Here is a 16,523-nt window from a genome sequence, read left to right as displayed (position 1 = left end):
GCCATCTGGAACAATATGCTGCCGGGAGAGCAGTTGTAGAGTTTGAACTCGCTGCGTACCGCGTTGCGCAGCGCGTTTTGCCAGACGACGGAATGAGGCCGACTGTTTGACCATCCTATCAGCCAGGCGAGCGATCGATCGTGGTGAAGAGCGGAGCGTTGCATCCGCTCGCTGGACTCTGCGCGACGCCACGACGGAGGCGCATGAGCGCGTCGACCGGCTGTTCAGTCGCTTCGATCTCGCCCGCGCCGACGACTATCGCCTGTTCCTCGAGGCGCACCGGGCCGTGCTCCCCGGATTGGAACATTCGCTTGCAGAGTCGAACGTCGAGGAGTTCCTGCCGGACTGGCCGCGCCGCCGCCGCGCGGACTCGCTGGCAGCCGATCTTCGCGACCTCGGGCTCAGCGATTCCGTCGAGGATGTAACCGCCCCCGCGCTCAGCCGGGCCTCGGCGATCGGCCTGCTCTACGTACTCGAGGGATCCCGACTCGGCGGCGCCGTCCTTGCCCGGAGGGTCAGTGCCAACGACGATCCCCGGTGCCGCGCTGCCACCCGCTACCTTCGCCACGGCGAGGGCGAGCGCCTGTGGCCGACCTTCGTCGCCGCACTCGACCAAGTCGACGAGCTCCGCGACCACCTGCCCGAGATGATCGATTCCGCCCATCGCGCCTTTGCAATCTTCGAAGCCGCGGCGGACGCCGTGCTTGCCCGCTCAATCCCGAGGACTTCCCATTGACCACGACCCAAGCGGCCGCCCAGTCGTCCAGCGACGTCGACCTCACCAACTGCGACCGCGAGCCGATCCAGTTTCCGGGCGCGATTCTTCCGCACGGAGCGATGCTGGTGCTCGATCCGGCGAACTGGGACGTCATCCAGGCCGCGGGAGACGGTGAGGGTCTGTTCGGGATCGCGATCGAGGATCTCCTCGGTCGCCCGCTCGCGCAGCTGTTCAGCGAAGAGCAGATCGCGCACCTTCGCGGGGTCGTGGCCGACTGCGACCTTGCCAAGCCAAGGCACCTGCTCGATCCGCTGCTGCGGGTGATGCCCGAGCGTCCGCTCGATGCCAGCATGCATATGATCGACGGGCTGCTGGTGCTCGAATTCGAGGAAGCCGACCGGACCGACAGCAATGCTCGGGATCCGCTGAGCTGCGTCCACGAAATGCTCCACGGGCTGGACGCATTCCCCGACCTCCACGGCTTCTGCCAGACCGCCGCCGAACGGGTGAAGAAGGTCACCGGATACGACCGGGTGATGATCTACCGCTTCATGGACGACGGCTCGGGCTGGGTCTTCGCCGAAAGCCGCGAGGAGCGGCTGCAGCCCTTCCTAGATCTTCATTATCCGGCTTCCGACATCCCCAAGCAGGCGCGCGCCCTCTACCTGCGCAATCCGCTCCGGCTGATCACCCAGGTCGACTATGATCCGGCCCCGCTCAAGCCCGCGGACAATCCGCTGACCGGTCGCCAGCTCGACATGAGCCAGGCGCTGCTTCGCGACGTGTCGCCGATCCACCGCGAATATCTTCGCAACATGGGCGTGGACGCATCCATGTCCATCTCGATCGTCCGCGAGGGCAAGTTGTGGGGGCTGATCGCCTGCCACCACTACAGCCCGCGCCGCCTTCCCAGGCATCTTCGCGCGGTCTGCGAGCTGTTCGGAGCGATGTTCTCGCTCCAGCTCGAGGCGCGTGAGCGCGCGGAACTGTTCGAGTCGCGGCTCGCCAGCCGCAAGGTGCTGCAGCAGCTCATGCACAATCTCGCGGGTGACGAGAATTACGGCAACGGGCTGATCCGCAACACGCCCAACCTGCTCGACTACATCCATGCCAGCGGCCTCGCGCTGCGGGTCAGCAATCCCGGCGGGGTGGCCGTGCGGGTCAACAACGGGATCACCGCGCTCGGCGCGACCCCGACGAACGAGCAGATCGCCGAACTCACCGACTGGCTGACCCAGCAGGTGGAGGAAACCGGCGACGGCATCTTCCTCACCGATCGGTTGGGCGAGATCTATGCGCCGGCGCAGGCCTATGCCGAGGTCGGCTCGGGACTGCTTGCGGTGTAGGTGTCGCGCGATCCGCGCGACTTCATCCTCTGGTTCCGGCCCGAGGTGATCGAGAACGTCAGCTGGGGCGGCGATCCGCACAAGCCGGTCGAATATGGCGCCAACGGCCCGCGCCTCACGCCGCGCAAGTCGTTCGAGATCTGGACCGAGACGGTGCGCGGGCGGGCGACCCCCTGGACTCCGGCCGACAACGAGGCCGCTTTCGATCTTCGGGTCGCGCTGCTCGACGTCGTCCTTCGCCGGATCGAGGCCGCCAACCGGGAAAGGGAGCGCGCCTACCAGCAGGAGCGGCTGCTGATGGCCGAGCTGGACCACCGGGTGAAGAACACGCTCGCCAACATCTCCGCGCTGATCAGCCAGACCAGCCGCAGCGCCGACAGCCTGACCGACTTCGCGACCGGCCTCAACCGGCGGATCCAGTCGATGGCCAAGGCGCACAGCCTGCTGACGAAGAGCCGCTGGGAAGGCGTCAGCCTGATGAACCTCATCCGCGAGGAGATGGACCATTTCGGCGACAGCGACGGGGGCGTGACCCTCGTCGGCGGACCCGAGGTGGTGCTGTCGCCCAAGGCCGCGCTGTCGCTCTCGCTCGCGCTCCACGAGCTGGTGACCAACGCCGCAAAATATGGCGCACTGTCGTCGGCAGGTGGACGGGTGACGGTGCGCTGGGACCTCACGCCGGAAGCGGGCCTCGCGCTTCAGTGGCGCGAGACGGGTGGCCCGGCGGTGCAGCCGCCCAGCCGCAAGGGGTTCGGCACCACGCTCATCCAGCGCGCGCTCAGCATGGAGACCGGCGGTCGCTCGCAGGTGCGGTTCGAGCCAGCCGGAGTCGAGTGCGACATCTCGCTTCCGGCCTCCTCCATCGTCAGGACGTCGGAAGCGGCGCCGACCCCGTTGGCCGAGAGCGCTGCTCCGCCGGAAGAGCCCAGGCCCGAACTCACCCGAAGGATCTTCGTGGTCGAAGACAGCTCGCTGGTGATCATGACCATCGAGGGCATGATGGACGATCTCGGCTGGGAGATGGTCGGGCCGGCGACGCGGGTTCCCGACGCCCTCGCGCTCGCCGCGACGGCCGACGTCGATGCGGCCCTGCTCGACGTCAATCTCGATGGCGACCTGAGCTGGGAGGTCGCCCGACTGCTTAAGCGGCGTGACATCCCGTTCGTCTTCACCACCGGCTACGACGGCTCGACGGTGCTCCCCGACGACCTTGCCGGAGTCGAAATCGTCGGCAAGCCCTTCACCGCGAAGGACGTCGAGCAGAAGCTGCGATCACTGATCGCCTCGGCCTGAGCCGCGTGGTAGCCGCCTAGCGACCGACGCCGAGCCACAGCCCGCCGAGCACCAGCAAGGCCAGCAGTAGCGAGGTCAGGACCAGGATCAGGAGCGGCTTCAGCCCCTCCCCGCCGAGCTCCGACGGCGAGGTCTTGAGGCCGAGCGCGGCGATCGCGACCAGCAGGCACCATCTGGAAGCTTCGCGCGCCGCTTCGATCAGTGGCGGCGGGATCAGCCCTGCGCTGGCGATTGCAGCGAGCAGCGCGAAGGCGAGGAGGAAGCCCGGGAGCAGCGGAACCCTCGCGCCGCCGCTGCCCGACTCCGCTCCGCGCCGCGCGGCCATTCCGATCCCGATCACGACGAGGCCGAGGCAGGCGACCCGCAGCATCTTGACGATCGTCGCCGCCTTGCCGGCCTCGTCGCCGACCATGACCCCGGCTGCGACCGCCTGAGCGACCTCGTGCAGGCTCGCGCCGAGGAAGATCCCGGTCTGGTGCGGGCTCATCCCCGTCGCCTTCGCGAGCAGGGGATAGAGGAGCATCCCGATGCTGCCGACGATGGTGATCCCGGCAAGGGTCCGAGCGATGTCGCGGTCCTTGACGCTGCCGGGCGGAAGCGCAGCGGCAATGGCGAGCGAGGCCGACGCACCGCAGATCGCGACCGCGCCGGCCGCGACCATCGCAGGTCCCGGCTGTTCGCCCATCCGGCGGCCAAGCCAGCTTCCTCCGAGCAGGGTCAGCAGGAGCGCGCCCACGGTAAGGCCGGCCGTGGCCCAGCCCAGCGCGACGAAATCGGTCAGGCTGATGGTCGCGCCGAGCAGCGCCACGCCGACCCGAAGCACGGGCCGGACCGCGATCGCCAGCCCGGGTCCGAGCTCCTCGCGGCGTCCCCAGTGGCTGAGCGCCAGCCCGAAGGCGAGCGCCAGCGCGACCGGCGGCAGCGGAAGCCACAGCCCAACGAGCCTGGCCGCGGCGGCAATTCCCACGGCCAGCAGTAGGCCCGGCAGCCACGGCATGACGCCGGCGCGCGGATCCGCCCGGCCGATCTCACCGCCGCTCAGATGACGTAGTCCAGGCCGGGAAGCGTCTCGGGCTTGCGCTGGCGATGGGTGACCATGCGCTGGTTCAGCCGGCGAATGGTGTCGCTCCCCGTCTTCATGAACAGCCCGGGCACGAGGCCATGGATCAGGCAGGCGATCCCGCCGGCGATCATCGACGCGCCGAACGAGGAGGCGACCAGCAGATGCTCGCCGTAGCTTTCGCCGACACTTTCCGGATGCTCGGTGAAGAAACGCATGTTCGACCTCCCTCGTCGAAGTCGACAATAGCGCAGAACAGTGCGCGATTGCTTCCCAACGTCGCGCCATTCATAGTGTCTGAGGGCGTATTCCTTCGCTCCTGGCCACGTGAGGGCGAATGAACCTGCCGGACCTCAAGATCCTTCGCGCGCTCCAGCAGGATGCCTCCCGCTCGATCGCCGACCTTGCCGAAGTGGTCAGCCTGTCGAGCAACGCCGTGTGGAAGCGGCTTCGAAGGCTCGAGGCCGAAGGCTATGTCGAGCGCCGGGTCGCGGTTCTCGATCGCCGCAAGCTCGGTCTGCCCGTCACCGTCTTCGTCAGCGTCAGGACCGACCAGCACAGCCAGCGCTGGGCCGAGGAGTTCGCCGCCGCGGTCGGCGAGGTGGAGGAAGTGGTCGAATTCTACCGGATGGCCGGCGACGTCGACTATCTGCTCAAGATCGTCTGCGCCGACATCGACGACTATGACCGCATCTACCGCAAGATCATCGCCGCGGTGCCGCTGCGCGACGTCAGCGCCTCCTTCGCGATGGAACAGCTTAAATATACCACCGAGCTGCCGCTCTCGCGGATCGGCGAACGCAGGTCCTAGAGGACGTAGCGGACCCGGATGTCCTGTTTTGCCGGCGCGGCGGGCATGATGAAGCGGATTTCCTCCCAGCGTGGCGCGCGCGGCCGCATCGCCGGATTGTTCGAGAATCCGAAGCCTTCGCGCGGAATGCCCATCATCATGTCGAGCTTGCCGTTGCTGTTCTCGTCATGGACGACCAGCAGCGCATAGTTGCCGGGGCGCACCCGGCCGAGGTCGAGGGCGGCGGCCTGCCCGGCCGGTACGGTCCGGGCCAGCGCCGAGCGATCGCCCTTGCAGTCGAGAAATCGCTGCGCATTGCCGCTCAGGCAAAGGTGCACGACGCCCTTGGCATTGCGCAGCCCCTGGATCTCGACGCGCAGGTCGGCTCCGCCTGCATTCGGCGCAGCCGCGCCCGTCAGGGCCAACGCCGCAAGCGCCAGCGAAATGGTCATTCCCCGCTTCATGGCCTCGGCCCCTGCCCCAATCTCTCCCAACGTCGGCTTAACGGCCTTCGGCCAGGGTCGCCAGCCGCCTCCGGGTTCGCTAGGGCAATCGCAGGATGAGGCGTTCGGATCTGGTGATCGTCGGCGGTGGGCTGGCTGGCGGCCTTGCCGTCCTCGCCCTTCGTCGCTTCCGCCCCGAGCTGTCGATCACGCTTGTCGAGCCCGGCGAGCGGATCGGCGGCAATCATCTGTGGTCCTTCTTCGACAGCGACATCGCCGCCGATCACCGCTGGCTGGTCGAGCCGATGGTCGGCCAGCGCTGGCCCTCCTACGAAGTCCACTTCCCGCAATATGGCCGCGAGCTCGAAGCGGGCTACCAGACGATCGCCAGCGAGGCGCTCGACCGGGCGGTCCGCGAGGTGCTTGGCGCGGAATCGATCGTCGGCGGAACGGCGAGCGATCTTGGACCCGGGCACGTCACGCTTTCGACCGGCGAGCGGATCGAGGCCGGCGCGGTGCTGGATGCGCGCGGCGGCAAGGGCGACGGGCTGGAGCTCGGCTGGCAGAAGTTCGTCGGCCAGATGCTGACCATCCCGCAGGGGCATGGCCTGGCCCGGCCGATCGTGATGGATGCGACGGTCGCGCAGCATGACGGCTACCGCTTCGTCTACTGCCTGCCCTTCTCGCCGACCGAGTTGTTCGTCGAGGACACCTATTACAGCGACACGCCCGACATCGACACCGAGGCGCTGCGTGGCCGGATCGCCGACTATGCCGCTGCCCGCGGCTGGCAGATCGCCCAGCGCAGCCGCGAAGAGCAGGGCGCGCTTCCGGTCGTCATCGGCGGCGACTTCGCGAGGCTGTGGCCTGACGAGGACAAGGTAGCCCGGGCTGGTGCCCGCGGCGGCTTCTTCCATCCGCTGACCAGCTACTCGCTGCCCGACGCGGTGCGCTTCGCCGTCTGGCTTGCCCGCGAGGCACCGCTCGATTCCACCCTCGGCCAGGCCACGCGCGAGCGGGCCGCGCGCCATTGGTCACGCGGCGGCTACTACCGACTGCTCACCGCGATGCTGTTCCGCGCTGCCCAGCCCGGCCAGCGATACCGGGTGCTCGAGCGCTTCTACCGCCTGAGGGCCCCCTTGATCGGACGCTTCTATGCGGGCGAGAGCAGCCTATCTGACAAGCTCCGGATCCTGTCGGGCCGACCTCCGGTCCCGCTGGGCCGGGCGCTCGCGACATTGAGGAATTTCCTGTGAAGTCTGCCATCGTCATCGGCGCCGGGTTTGGGGGGCTGGCACTTGCGATCCGCCTCCAGTCGGCGGGCGTCGCCACCACCGTCATCGAGGCCCGCGATCGTCCCGGCGGACGCGCCTACGTGTGGGAGAAGGACGGCCACGTCTTCGATGCCGGCCCGACCGTCATCACCGACCCCGACTGCCTTCAGCGCCTGTGGAAGCTCAGCGGCCATGACATGGCGCAGGACGTCGACCTCGTGCCCGTCACCCCATTCTACCGGCTGAGCTGGCCCGATGGCACGGTGTTCGATTATTCGAACGACGATGCCGACCTCAAGCGCCAGATGGATGCGCTCAGCCCGGGCGACTGGGCCGGCTACCAGCGCTTCCTCGCCTACAGCGCGGGCGTGTTCAACGAGGGCTATGTCAAGCTCGGGACCAAGGCATTCGAGAGCATCGGCGACATGCTCAAGGCGGCGCCGGCGCTCGCCAAATACCAGGCATGGCGCTCGGTCTATTCGATCGTCTCGGGCTATGTGAAGGACGAGCATCTGCGCCAGGCGCTGAGCTTCCACACGCTTCTGGTCGGCGGCAATCCGATGACCTGCTCGTCGATCTACGCGCTGATCCACAAGCTGGAACGCGACGGCGGCGTGTGGTTCGCGATGGGCGGGACCAACAAGCTCATCGCCGGCATGGTCAGGCACTTCGAGCGGATCGGCGGGACGATCCGGCTCGGCGACCCGGTGGTCGGGATCGAGACCGAGGGTGAGCGGGCGACCGCGGTGCGGACCCGCTCGGGCTGGCGCGGCGAAGCCGACGCGGTCGCCTCGAACGGTGACATCGTCCACAGCTATGGCCTGCTCGAGGGCAGCAGCCGCGGTCCGCGCCAGGTCAAGGCGCTCAAGCGCAAGTCGTTCAGTCCCTCGCTGTTCGTGCTCCACTTCGGACTCGAGGGGACGTTCGAAATCCCCCATCACAGCATCCTGTTCGGGCCGCGCTACAAGGAGCTGGTCGGCGACATCTATCGTGGCGGCAAGCTGGCGACCGATCCCGCCCTCTACCTCCATCACCCGACGATCACCGATCCGTCGATGGCGCCCGAGGGCTGCTCGACCTTCTACGCGCTGGCTCCGGTTCCGCACATGGGCAAGGCCGATGTCGACTGGGCGGTTGAGGGCGAGCGCTACAAGGAGGTCGTCCTCGACACGCTGGCCGAGCGGCTGATTCCCGACATCCGCGAGCGGCTTCGGGTCTGCTTCCACTACACGCCCGACGATTTCCAGACCGACCTCTCGGCGCATCTCGGCTCCGCCTTCAGCCTCGAACCGGTGCTTTGGCAATCGGCCTGGTTCCGCACCCACAATCGCGACGACCAGATCCGCAACCTCTACTTTGTCGGGGCCGGCACCCACCCCGGCGCCGGCATCCCCGGCGTCGTCGGGAGCGCCGAGGCGACCGCGGGGCTGATGCTGGCGTGAGCGGAAGCGACGATCGGGCACGGCTGGTCCAGGGAGCGCTCGAGAGCATCTCGGCCGGGAGCAAGAGCTTCCGCTTCGCCAGCCAGCTGTTCGACCTCGAAACGCGCGAGCGCAGCTGGCTGCTCTACAGCTGGTGCCGCGCCTGCGACGACGTCACCGACGGGCAGACGCTCGGCCATGACGCCGTGCGGGTCGACGATCCCGCGGCACGGATCGCCTTCCTCAAGCAGCGCACCGCCGAGGCCTTCGCCGGCGTCGATACCGGGATCGTCCCGTTCGAGGCGCTGCGCGTGGTCGCCGCCGAATGCGCCATCCCCAAGGCCGTCGCCGACGATCACCTTGCCGGGTTCGAGCGCGATGCAGGGGGCTGGCGGCCCGAGACAACCGAGGATCTCCTCTCCTACTGCTATCAGGTGGCGGGAGCGGTCGGGGTGATGATGGCGCACGTCATGGGCGTGCCGCCCGAGGACCGCGACACGCTCGATCGTGCCGCCGACCTCGGCATCGCCTTCCAGCTCGCCAACATCGCCCGCGACATCGTCGAGGACGCGCGGATCGGGCGAGTCTACCTGCCCGCTCAATGGCTCGAGGCAGAGGGTCTTGCGGGCGCCGACCTCGCCGACCCGCGCCATCGCCCCGCGCTTGGCCGGATCGCGCAGCGGCTCGGGACGATGGCCGACGACTATCGCCGCTCGGCGCGGGTCGGTGCCGCGCGACTGCCTTTCCGCAGCCGCTGGGCGGTGCTTTCTGCAAGCGGGATCTACGGCGAGATCGCGGTCCGTGCCGCCGCCCTCGGCCCGCGCGCCTGGGACGAGCGCATCACGACTTCGAAGGCGGAGAAGGCGGCGCTGGTGATGGAGGCCTTCTGGGAAGGCCTGTGGCCGGTCAGGCCGGTTCCGAGGACCGGTCTGTGGACGCGCCCTTAGCCGCCCTGACCCGCGCCCCGGCACTGCCCTTCAGCGCCTGCTTCAGCCGCTCGACCGGCGGCGCATAGAGGAAGCCGTAGCTGACCGCTCCGTCGCGGCTCTCGACCGCATGGTGGAGCTTGTGCGCCTGGACGATCCGCTTGAAGTAATGCGACCGCGGGACGATCCGGTGCGGCAGCCGACCGTGAACGATCACGTCGTGGAAGCCGAAGTAGATGATCCCGTAGAAGGCGACGCCTGCCCCGCTCCAGGTCGCCCAGTCGCCCCAGCCCCCGTTCATTCCGCCCCAGATCAGCAGGATCGAGGGCACGGCGAAGACGACCGCATAGAGGTCGTTCTTCTCGAACCATCCGTCGCGCTCGCGATGGTGGCTCTCGTGCCACGCCCAGCCGAGCTTCGAATGCATGACGAAGCGGTGGAGCACATAAGCGAAGGCCTCCATCAGGAGGACGGTCGCGGTGAACAGGGCAAGGCCAGCGAGCCAGGACATGGGGGCGATATAGGCGTCGCTGCTCTCCTGCGAAAGCAGGAGCCCGATGGACCTTGGCCTACATGGAAGAAAATGGGCCCCGCGTCGGCAGGGAAGAACTCAGCTCCGCTCCGCGATGAAGCGCATCAGTTCGGCGAGCGTGCTTTCCATCTGGTCCTGCATCTGCGTCACCAGCTCGTTCTCGCGCATGCCCTCATGGTCGAGCGGCTTGGAATAGCTGTCGCTGAACGCCTTGAGGTCGCTCTCGTCGAACACGCCCCGCGCGACCAGCTTGGCGAGGATCACCAGGAGGCCATTGGTGTTGGCGATGGTGCCGGCGACCAGCGCCTCGTCGACCATCGACAGCTCGGTGCGGTCTTCTTCTTCGGTGGGTTGTTCGTCCGCCATCCCTCGCCTTTCGAGTGCCGCGCGCGCCTAGTCAACCAGCGCCGAGGCAAGGACGCTCCAGCGCTCGGCCTTGGTGGCGAGCGGAAGGGTATGGGCCGGGCTCGACGAGGGAAGATCGATCAGCCGCAGCGTGCCCGGGTCGAGTGCCCTGCGCCCGAGCCGCGCTGCCGCGGCGCCGTTGAAGCCGACCGCCCGGAGGTCCGGCAAGGTGGCGACGAAAGCGGCAAGGTCGCGCGGTTCGACCTCGCGCATCGACTGGTCGAGGCTGCCGCTCCGGCGTGCGCTGTCAATCACGTCCCACAGTGCGACCCGCCGCTCGACCAGACGCTCGAGCCGCTGCTCATAGTCGAGGCTCGCAAGCGGCTCTCCAACCACCGATCCCAGCAGTGACCAGAAACCGTTGCGCGGATGGGCGTAGTAGCGCTGCTCGCGGAGCGATGCCTCGCCCGGCAGGCTGCCAAGGATCAGCAGCCGCGCGTCGGCCCGGGCCACGGCAGGCAGGCCGTGCTTCCTCTCCCCGGTCATGCTAGGGGGTTTGCTCCATGCCCCGTCCCTTCCACCTCGCCATCCTTGGCCTCGCCACCCTCCTGCTGACCCGCAGCAGCAAGCGCGATTGGACGAACAAGCCCCGGCAACGCTAAGGGCGCGCCATGGCTCCGGAGGACCTCCGAATTGCCCTCATCTCGGGCAACTACAATTATGTGCGGGACGGCGCCAACCAGGCGCTGAACCGACTGGTCGGCTTTCTGCTCGGAAAGGGCGTGAAGGTCCGCGTCTACAGCCCGACCGTCGCCACCCCCGCCTTCCCGCCCGTCGGCGATCTCGTCTCGCTGCCCTCGATCGCCGCCCCCGGCCGACCCGAATATCGCATTCCGCTCGGGCTCACCCGGGCGGTGCGCCGGGACCTCGAGGCGTTCGCGCCCAACATCGTCCACATCGCAAGCCCCGACATCAGCTCGCACCGCGCGGTCAGCTGGGCGAGGCGCCGCAACATCCCGGCGATCGCCTCGGTCCACACGAGGTTCGAGACCTACCTCGCTTACTATCATCTCGAACTGTTCGAGCCGGCGGTTCGTGCGGGCCTTCGCCGCCTCTACCGCCGCTGCGATTCGCTGCTTGTCCCGGCCGAGTCCACCGCGGCGGTGCTCCGCGCCCAGCGGATGAACCGCAACATCGCCATCTGGTCGCGCGGGGTCGACCGCACCCAATTCAACCCCGACCGGCGCGACCTTGGCTGGCGCCGTGGCCTCGGCATTGGTGACGACGAGCTGGTGCTCGCCTTCCTTGGCCGGATCGTCATGGAGAAAGGGCTAGACGTCTTCGCCGCGGTCCACGACGAGCTCACCCGCCGCGGGATCGCGCACCGGGTGCTGGTCATCGGCGAAGGACCTGCCCGCGGCTGGTTCGAGAAGGCACTGCCCAACGGAGTGTTCATCGGCCACCAGGAAGGCCCTGACCTCGCCCGGGCGCTCGCAAGCAGCGACCTGTTCCTCAATCCGTCGATCACCGAGACCTTCGGCAACGTCACGCTCGAGGCGATGGCCTGCGCGCTGCCGGTGGTTGCGGTCTCGGCGACCGGCGCCACCAGTCTGGTCCGCGACGGCGAGACGGGTACGCTGGCCGAACCCGGCGACATCGCGGCGCTGACCGACGCCGTCGCCACCTATGCCGCCGATCCCGATCTTCGCCGCCGCCACGGCGAGGCCGGTCTCGCCTTCGCCGAGACTCAGGACTGGGACGTCATCAATGCCGCCGTCCTCACCACCTACGCGCGGGCGATCGAGCGGCGCGAGCGGCTCGGACGGCGAAAGGGCTGAGCCCTAGCGCGCCCGCTCGATCCGCTTGGCCGCGTCATCGAGGATGTCGACGACCTCGTTCAGCAGTTCCTCGTTCCAGCCGTCGGTCGAAGTCCGGTTCTTTAGCGCGGCCATGAGGTTGCCCATGGCTCGACCCAGCTCGGGCCTGGACGAGCGGCGCCGGCCTTCGCCGGTTTCTTCCAGCCGCTCGAGCAGTCGCCCGACTTCCTCGGCCTTGTCGGCCAGTTCGGCCCGGCCTTCGTCGGTGACGGCGAACTTCTTGCGCTGGCCCTCGGCCGCCTGGGCGACGATCTGCCCCATGTCCTCGAGCAGGGTCAGCGTCGGATAGACGACGCCGGGGCTCGGCGCATAGTCGCCGTGGGTGAGCTCCTCGATCGCCCGGATGAGGTCGTAACCATGACGGGGTTCGTCGGCGATGAGCTTGAGGAGTACGAGGCGAAGCTCGCCCTGCCCGAACATCCGCCGGCCGCGGCCGCGCGGACCACCGCCGCGGCGACCCTCGCCATCGTCGCCGAACTCGAACTTGAACCGGCCGCCGGGTCCGAAGCTGAAGCCTCCCGGGCCCACGGCCATGAACGCCCGCCCGTCGCCGCAGCCGTGCCGATGCATGTGGAATCGCATGGATGATCTCCTGTCTTGAGCGCTCAAGATATATCTTAGACATTATCTGACAAGAGGCATGGCGCAATCGGTCCGCATTTTCTACGAACGACCCGATGGCCGACCTGTTTGCTTCCGAGCCCGTGCCCGAGGCTGCCCGCGCCGTGCCCCTCGCCGAGCGCATCCGCCCCGCGAGCCTCGGCGAAGTCATCGGGCAGGAGCATCTGACCGGGGCGGCGGGCCCGATCGGCCGGATGGTCGCCGCCGGCCGCCTCTCGAGCCTGATCCTCTGGGGCCCGCCGGGAACGGGCAAGACCAGCATCGCCCGGCTCCTCGCCGACGCGGTCGGCTACCGCTTCGTCGCCCTGTCGGCGGTGTTCAGCGGCGTCGCCGACCTCAAGAAGGTGTTCGCCGAAGCCGAGGTCCATGCACGCGCGGGTCAGCATACCCTGCTGTTCGTGGACGAGATCCACCGCTTCAACCGAAGCCAGCAGGATGGATTCCTTCCCTATGTCGAGGCGGGCACCGTCACCCTTGTCGGCGCGACGACCGAGAATCCGAGTTTCGAGCTCAACTCGGCGCTTCTGTCGCGAACCCAGGTGCTGGTCCTCAACCGCCTCGACGAGCCGGCGCTCGACGCACTGCTCGCACGTGCCGAGGAGGCCGAAGGCGGCGCCCTCCCACTCGTTCCGGAGGCGCGCGCGGCGCTGGTCACGAGCGCCGACGGCGATGGTCGCTTCCTCCTCAACCAGGCCGAGGCGCTGTTCGCGGCCGGGATCGACACGCCGCTCGACACCGCCCAGCTCCGCGACCTTCTGCAGCGCCGGATGCCGGTCTACGACAAGGATCGCGAAGGTCACTACGGCCTCATTTCGGCGCTCCACAAGTCGATCCGCGGCTCTGACCCGCAGGCCGCCCTCTATTATCTTGCGCGCATGCTGACCGCCGGGGAGGAACCGCTCTACCTCCTGCGCCGCCTGACGCGGGCGGCGGTCGAGGACATCGGGCTCGCCGATCCTCAGGCCCTCGTCCAGTGCATGGCGGCGAAGGACACGTACGACTTCCTCGGCTCACCCGAGGGCGAGCTGGCGATCGTCCAGGCCTGCCTCTACCTCGCCACCGCACCCAAATCGAACGCGGTCTACACCGCCCAGAAGGAAGCCTGGCGGAGCGCCAAGGAGCATGGCTCCCTGTCGCCGCCCAAGCACATCCTCGGCGCACCCACCAAGCTGATGCGCGGGCTCGGCTATGGTGCCGGCTACCAATATGACCATGACCAGCCCGACTCCTTCTCCGGCCAGTCTTACTGGCCCGAGGAGATGGAGGGGCAGACCTATTATCGTCCAACCGACCGCGGGTTCGAGAAGCGGCTTGCCGAACGGCTCGCCTGGTGGGACGAGATGCGCGCGACACGACAGGGAGGACAATGATGTACCCGCCGACCACGACCGTAGCCTGGCAGACGCAGATGGTGCAATGGGGGCCGCGGGTGCTGATCGCCCTGCTGATCCTCATCGCGACCTGGGCGGTCGCCCGGGCGGTCAAGTGGGGGCTGGCCAAGGCGGTGTCGCGCACCCCCGCGCTCCAGAAGCACACGCCCGGCAACAGCCACGAGACCGTCGGCAACCAGCTCGGCACCGTGGCCAAGCTGCTGGTCTGGCTGGTCGGCATCATGGCCGCGCTCAGCTACTTGAGGATCGACCAGATCCTCGCGCCGATCGCCACGCTCAACACCGAAATCTTCGCCTTCCTCCCGCGGCTGATCGGTGCCGGGCTGATCTTCTTCGTCGGGCTGATCGTCGCCAGGATCGTCCGTCGGCTGGTCGAGACCCTGCTGACCGCCGCCAACATCGACGGCTTCATGGCCCGCGCCGGCCTTGGCGAGCATAGCGCGACGGTCCGCACCGACCCGGCCGCGGTTCCGCCCGGCGCTGCGCCCGGCGCGACCCGTGCCAGCCTCGCCCGCGCCGCCGGCATCCTGGTGTTCGCGCTGATCATCATCCCGGTCGCGATCGCCGCCCTCCAGGTGCTCGGGATCGAGGCGATCAGCGGGCCCGCCATCCTCATGCTGAGCGAGATCAGCGCCGCCATTCCGCGGATCCTGACCGCGGCGCTGTGGCTCGGCATCGCCTTCATCGCCGCCAAGTTCCTCAAGTCGATCATCGAGGCGATCCTGCCACCGACGGGCTTCGACAATGCGGTCCGTTCCACCGGCATCCTTCCGGCGCGCACTGCACCGAGCCGGATCATCGCCAACGTCGCCTTCATCGCGATCATGCTCGCCGCGGCGATAGAGGCGGCGCGGCAGCTTGGCGGCGACACGGTCGCCATCTTCCTCATCCAGGTGACCGAACTCGGCTCCAAGGTCATCTTCGGGACTTTGATCATCGTCGCCGGGATCTTCCTCGCCCGGATCCTCGCCAACCTCGTCGGAAGCTCGACCGGCGAAGGCGGCTATGCGCAGACGATCATCCGCTACGCGATCATCGCCCTGTTCACCGCCATCGGCCTGACCTTCATGGGGCTGGCGAACGAGATCGTGATCCTGGCGTTCGGCCTGATCCTCGGTTCGGCGGCGATCGCCACCGCCCTGGCCTTCGGGCTCGGCGGGCGCGAGGCGGCGGGCCGGATCCTCAACCATTATGCCGACCGGATCACCGGTCCGGCCGTTCCGCCGACTCCGCGCCGCCCGGCCCGGCTCGAGGGCAGCAAGGAAACGCCGAGCGGCGGCGACGGCACGCTTATATGAGCGGGCTCGGGGACTGGGCGGCGGTGGAGACCTTCGCCGCTGCCCGGCCCGGTGCCTCTGCGGGCACCTACTATGGCGGGCCGGCGGTCATGGCGGCGGCAAGCGATCGCCCGGTCGTGACTCCGAGCCGCGAACCCGACAGCTTCGTCCTTCACATCGACGCCGACCAGAAGTCGATGCTGATGGACCTCGATCCGGCTCTTTTCTGGGAGACCCCCCACTATCAGGGCTATCCCGCGCTGCTCGTCCGCTACGGGCCCGCGGACGGCATCGCCGAATGGATCGACCGCGCGCTCGAGCTCGCCGCCGCGAAGCCGCGCCGCAGGAAGAAGTGAGCTTCACCCGCTTCGTCGCCATCGACTGGTCGGGAGCGAAGGGACGCCGCCACAAGGGGATCGCCATCGCCGCCTGCGGGCCCGCTGGTGCTCCCCGCCTCGTCCGCCCCGGCCATGTCTGGAGCCGGACCGAGGTGGCGGACTGGCTGCTCCGCGAAGCCACCCGGGAGCCGACCCTGTTCGGCTTCGACTTCTCCTTCGCCCCGCCCTTCGCCGAGCGCGGCGCCTACCTGCCCGGAGAGCACGGCGTCCCCGAACAGGCCCGCGAATTCTGGGCCTATGTCGATCGCCGCGCGCCCGACGAGGACCTCGGTGCCGCAAGCTTCCTCGAGCAGATTCACCGCCGCCACTTCTACTTCGGCATCGCCGACGGGACCAAGGCCGACTTCGTCCGCTTCCGCCAGTGCGATCACCGCCTCAACCTCGCCGGCGGGCGCAAGACCGCAAGCGCATATGACGCGATCGGCGCGGCGCAGGTCGCCAAGGCGAGCTTCTCCGGCATGCGGCTGCTTCACCATCTGTCGGGCAAGGTCCCCATCTGGCCGATGGATCCGCTCGAGGCAGGCCGAAGCGCGGTGGTCGAGATCTACACCCGCATCTACCTGCGCAATGCGGGCATGAGCGGGACCAAGCTGCGCAGCCGGGTCGATCTCAACCGGGCGCTGGACGGCCTCGGAAGTCCGCCGGCGCGGCTTCGCTTCGAGCCTGACGACCACCAGACCGACGCGCTGGTCACCGCCGCCGGAATGCGCGCCCACGCCGCACGGTCGCGGGCCTTCGCGCCCGACGGCCTCACCCCGTCGCTGGCCCGGACCGAAGGCTGGACCTTCGGGATCGTCTGACGATCGCTACT

The 16,523-nt window shown here is 68.4% G+C and carries 18 protein-coding genes and 1 pseudogene; 12 read left to right on the top strand and 7 right to left on the bottom strand.

Annotated features, from left to right (window positions below; genetic code table 11):
- Positions 1–106: 106 nt before the first annotated feature.
- The 3 genes and pseudogenes from ABD727_RS04430 to ABD727_RS04420 all read left to right on the top strand — a co-directional run bounded on the left by ABD727_RS04430 (position 107) and on the right by ABD727_RS04420 (position 3,357).
- Positions 107–736, top strand: coding sequence for a biliverdin-producing heme oxygenase (locus tag ABD727_RS04430; RefSeq protein WP_344706171.1), 630 nt, complete (start codon positions 107–109; stop codon positions 734–736).
- Positions 733–2,295: pseudogene (locus tag ABD727_RS04425) on the top strand (GAF domain-containing protein); the annotation flags it as partial. The gene ABD727_RS04430 and the pseudogene ABD727_RS04425, both read left to right, overlap by 4 nt.
- A gap of 66 nt (positions 2,296–2,361) precedes the next feature.
- Complete coding sequence (locus tag ABD727_RS04420) at positions 2,362–3,357, top strand: HWE histidine kinase domain-containing protein (protein ID WP_344708026.1); 996 nt, start codon at positions 2,362–2,364, stop codon at positions 3,355–3,357.
- A gap of 16 nt (positions 3,358–3,373) precedes the next feature.
- Here the strand turns inward: ABD727_RS04420 and ABD727_RS04415 are convergent, their stop codons facing one another.
- Together ABD727_RS04415 and ABD727_RS04410 are read right to left on the bottom strand one after the other, a co-directional pair.
- Positions 3,374–4,354, bottom strand: coding sequence for a YeiH family protein (locus ABD727_RS04415; protein WP_344706170.1), 981 nt, complete (start codon positions 4,352–4,354; stop codon positions 3,374–3,376).
- Between the two features lie 41 nt (positions 4,355–4,395).
- Positions 4,396–4,635, bottom strand: a complete 240-nt coding sequence (locus tag ABD727_RS04410) for a DUF6356 family protein (protein ID WP_344706169.1) — start codon at positions 4,633–4,635, stop codon at positions 4,396–4,398.
- 119 nt (positions 4,636–4,754) lie between these two features.
- Here ABD727_RS04410 and ABD727_RS04405 point away from each other — a divergent pair, with 119 nt between their 5' ends.
- Complete coding sequence (locus ABD727_RS04405) at positions 4,755–5,228, top strand: Lrp/AsnC family transcriptional regulator (RefSeq protein ID WP_344706168.1); 474 nt, start codon at positions 4,755–4,757, stop codon at positions 5,226–5,228.
- Here the strand turns inward: ABD727_RS04405 and ABD727_RS04400 are convergent.
- Entirely contained in the window at positions 5,225–5,659 is a 435-nt protein-coding gene (locus tag ABD727_RS04400; RefSeq protein WP_344706167.1) for a DUF2141 domain-containing protein, read from the bottom strand. The genes ABD727_RS04405 and ABD727_RS04400 overlap by 4 nt on opposite strands.
- 107 nt (positions 5,660–5,766) lie before the next feature.
- Here ABD727_RS04400 and crtY point away from each other — a divergent pair, with 107 nt between their 5' ends.
- Genes crtY through ABD727_RS04385 form a run of 3 tightly spaced genes read left to right on the top strand, consistent with a single transcriptional unit; the run spans position 5,767 to position 9,292 of the window.
- Positions 5,767–6,906: a lycopene beta-cyclase CrtY gene (gene crtY, locus ABD727_RS04395; protein ID WP_344706166.1), complete on the top strand. Its 1,140-nt coding sequence runs from the start codon at positions 5,767–5,769 to the stop codon at positions 6,904–6,906.
- Positions 6,903–8,366, top strand: a complete 1,464-nt coding sequence (locus ABD727_RS04390) for a phytoene desaturase (protein ID WP_344706165.1) — start codon at positions 6,903–6,905, stop codon at positions 8,364–8,366. Before crtY ends, ABD727_RS04390 begins: the two co-directional genes overlap by 4 nt.
- Positions 8,363–9,292, top strand: coding sequence for a phytoene/squalene synthase family protein (locus ABD727_RS04385; RefSeq protein WP_344706164.1), 930 nt, complete (start codon positions 8,363–8,365; stop codon positions 9,290–9,292). Before ABD727_RS04390 ends, ABD727_RS04385 begins: the two co-directional genes overlap by 4 nt.
- On the opposite strand, the gene ABD727_RS04380 is transcribed toward ABD727_RS04385, so the two are convergent.
- The 3 genes from ABD727_RS04380 to ABD727_RS04370 form a co-directional block, all read right to left on the bottom strand.
- Positions 9,252–9,782, bottom strand: a complete 531-nt coding sequence (locus tag ABD727_RS04380) for a sterol desaturase family protein (RefSeq protein ID WP_344706163.1) — start codon at positions 9,780–9,782, stop codon at positions 9,252–9,254. The two genes, ABD727_RS04385 and ABD727_RS04380, sit on opposite strands and share 41 nt — an antisense overlap.
- A gap of 99 nt (positions 9,783–9,881) precedes the next feature.
- Positions 9,882–10,169, bottom strand: coding sequence for a hypothetical protein (locus ABD727_RS04375; RefSeq protein ID WP_344706161.1), 288 nt, complete (start codon positions 10,167–10,169; stop codon positions 9,882–9,884).
- A gap of 27 nt (positions 10,170–10,196) precedes the next feature.
- A complete protein-coding gene (locus ABD727_RS04370) occupies positions 10,197–10,694 on the bottom strand; it encodes a DNA-deoxyinosine glycosylase (protein WP_344706160.1) in 498 nt (165 codons plus the stop codon).
- Positions 10,695–10,819: 125 nt separating this feature from the next.
- Between ABD727_RS04370 and ABD727_RS04365 the strand changes: the two genes are divergently transcribed.
- Positions 10,820–11,986: a glycosyltransferase family 4 protein gene (locus ABD727_RS04365; protein ID WP_344706159.1), complete on the top strand. Its 1,167-nt coding sequence runs from the start codon at positions 10,820–10,822 to the stop codon at positions 11,984–11,986.
- A 3-nt stretch (positions 11,987–11,989) separates the two neighbouring features.
- Here the strand turns inward: ABD727_RS04365 and ABD727_RS04360 are convergent, their stop codons facing one another.
- Positions 11,990–12,607, bottom strand: coding sequence for a PadR family transcriptional regulator (locus tag ABD727_RS04360; RefSeq protein ID WP_344706158.1), 618 nt, complete (start codon positions 12,605–12,607; stop codon positions 11,990–11,992).
- A gap of 95 nt (positions 12,608–12,702) precedes the next feature.
- On the opposite strand from ABD727_RS04360, the gene ABD727_RS04355 reads away from it, so the two are divergent.
- Genes ABD727_RS04355 through ABD727_RS04340 form a run of 4 tightly spaced genes read left to right on the top strand, consistent with a single transcriptional unit; the run spans position 12,703 to position 16,512 of the window.
- Complete coding sequence (locus ABD727_RS04355) at positions 12,703–14,016, top strand: replication-associated recombination protein A (protein WP_344706157.1); 1,314 nt, start codon at positions 12,703–12,705, stop codon at positions 14,014–14,016.
- A complete protein-coding gene (locus tag ABD727_RS04350) occupies positions 14,016–15,335 on the top strand; it encodes a mechanosensitive ion channel (RefSeq protein WP_344706156.1) in 1,320 nt (439 codons plus the stop codon). The genes ABD727_RS04355 and ABD727_RS04350 overlap by 1 nt, the downstream gene beginning before the upstream one ends.
- A complete protein-coding gene (locus ABD727_RS04345) occupies positions 15,332–15,670 on the top strand; it encodes a hypothetical protein (protein ID WP_344706155.1) in 339 nt (112 codons plus the stop codon). The genes ABD727_RS04350 and ABD727_RS04345 overlap by 4 nt, the downstream gene beginning before the upstream one ends.
- Complete coding sequence (locus tag ABD727_RS04340) at positions 15,613–16,512, top strand: hypothetical protein (protein WP_344706154.1); 900 nt, start codon at positions 15,613–15,615, stop codon at positions 16,510–16,512. The genes ABD727_RS04345 and ABD727_RS04340 overlap by 58 nt, the downstream gene beginning before the upstream one ends.
- The last annotated feature ends 11 nt before the right edge of the window (positions 16,513–16,523 follow it).

The sequence above is a fragment of the Sphingomonas swuensis genome (genome assembly GCF_039538045.1).
Taxonomy (GTDB): domain Bacteria; phylum Pseudomonadota; class Alphaproteobacteria; order Sphingomonadales; family Sphingomonadaceae; genus Sphingomicrobium; species Sphingomicrobium swuense.
Note: the sequence above shows the minus strand (reverse complement) of the source record. Positions and strands in the feature narration are given on the sequence as shown.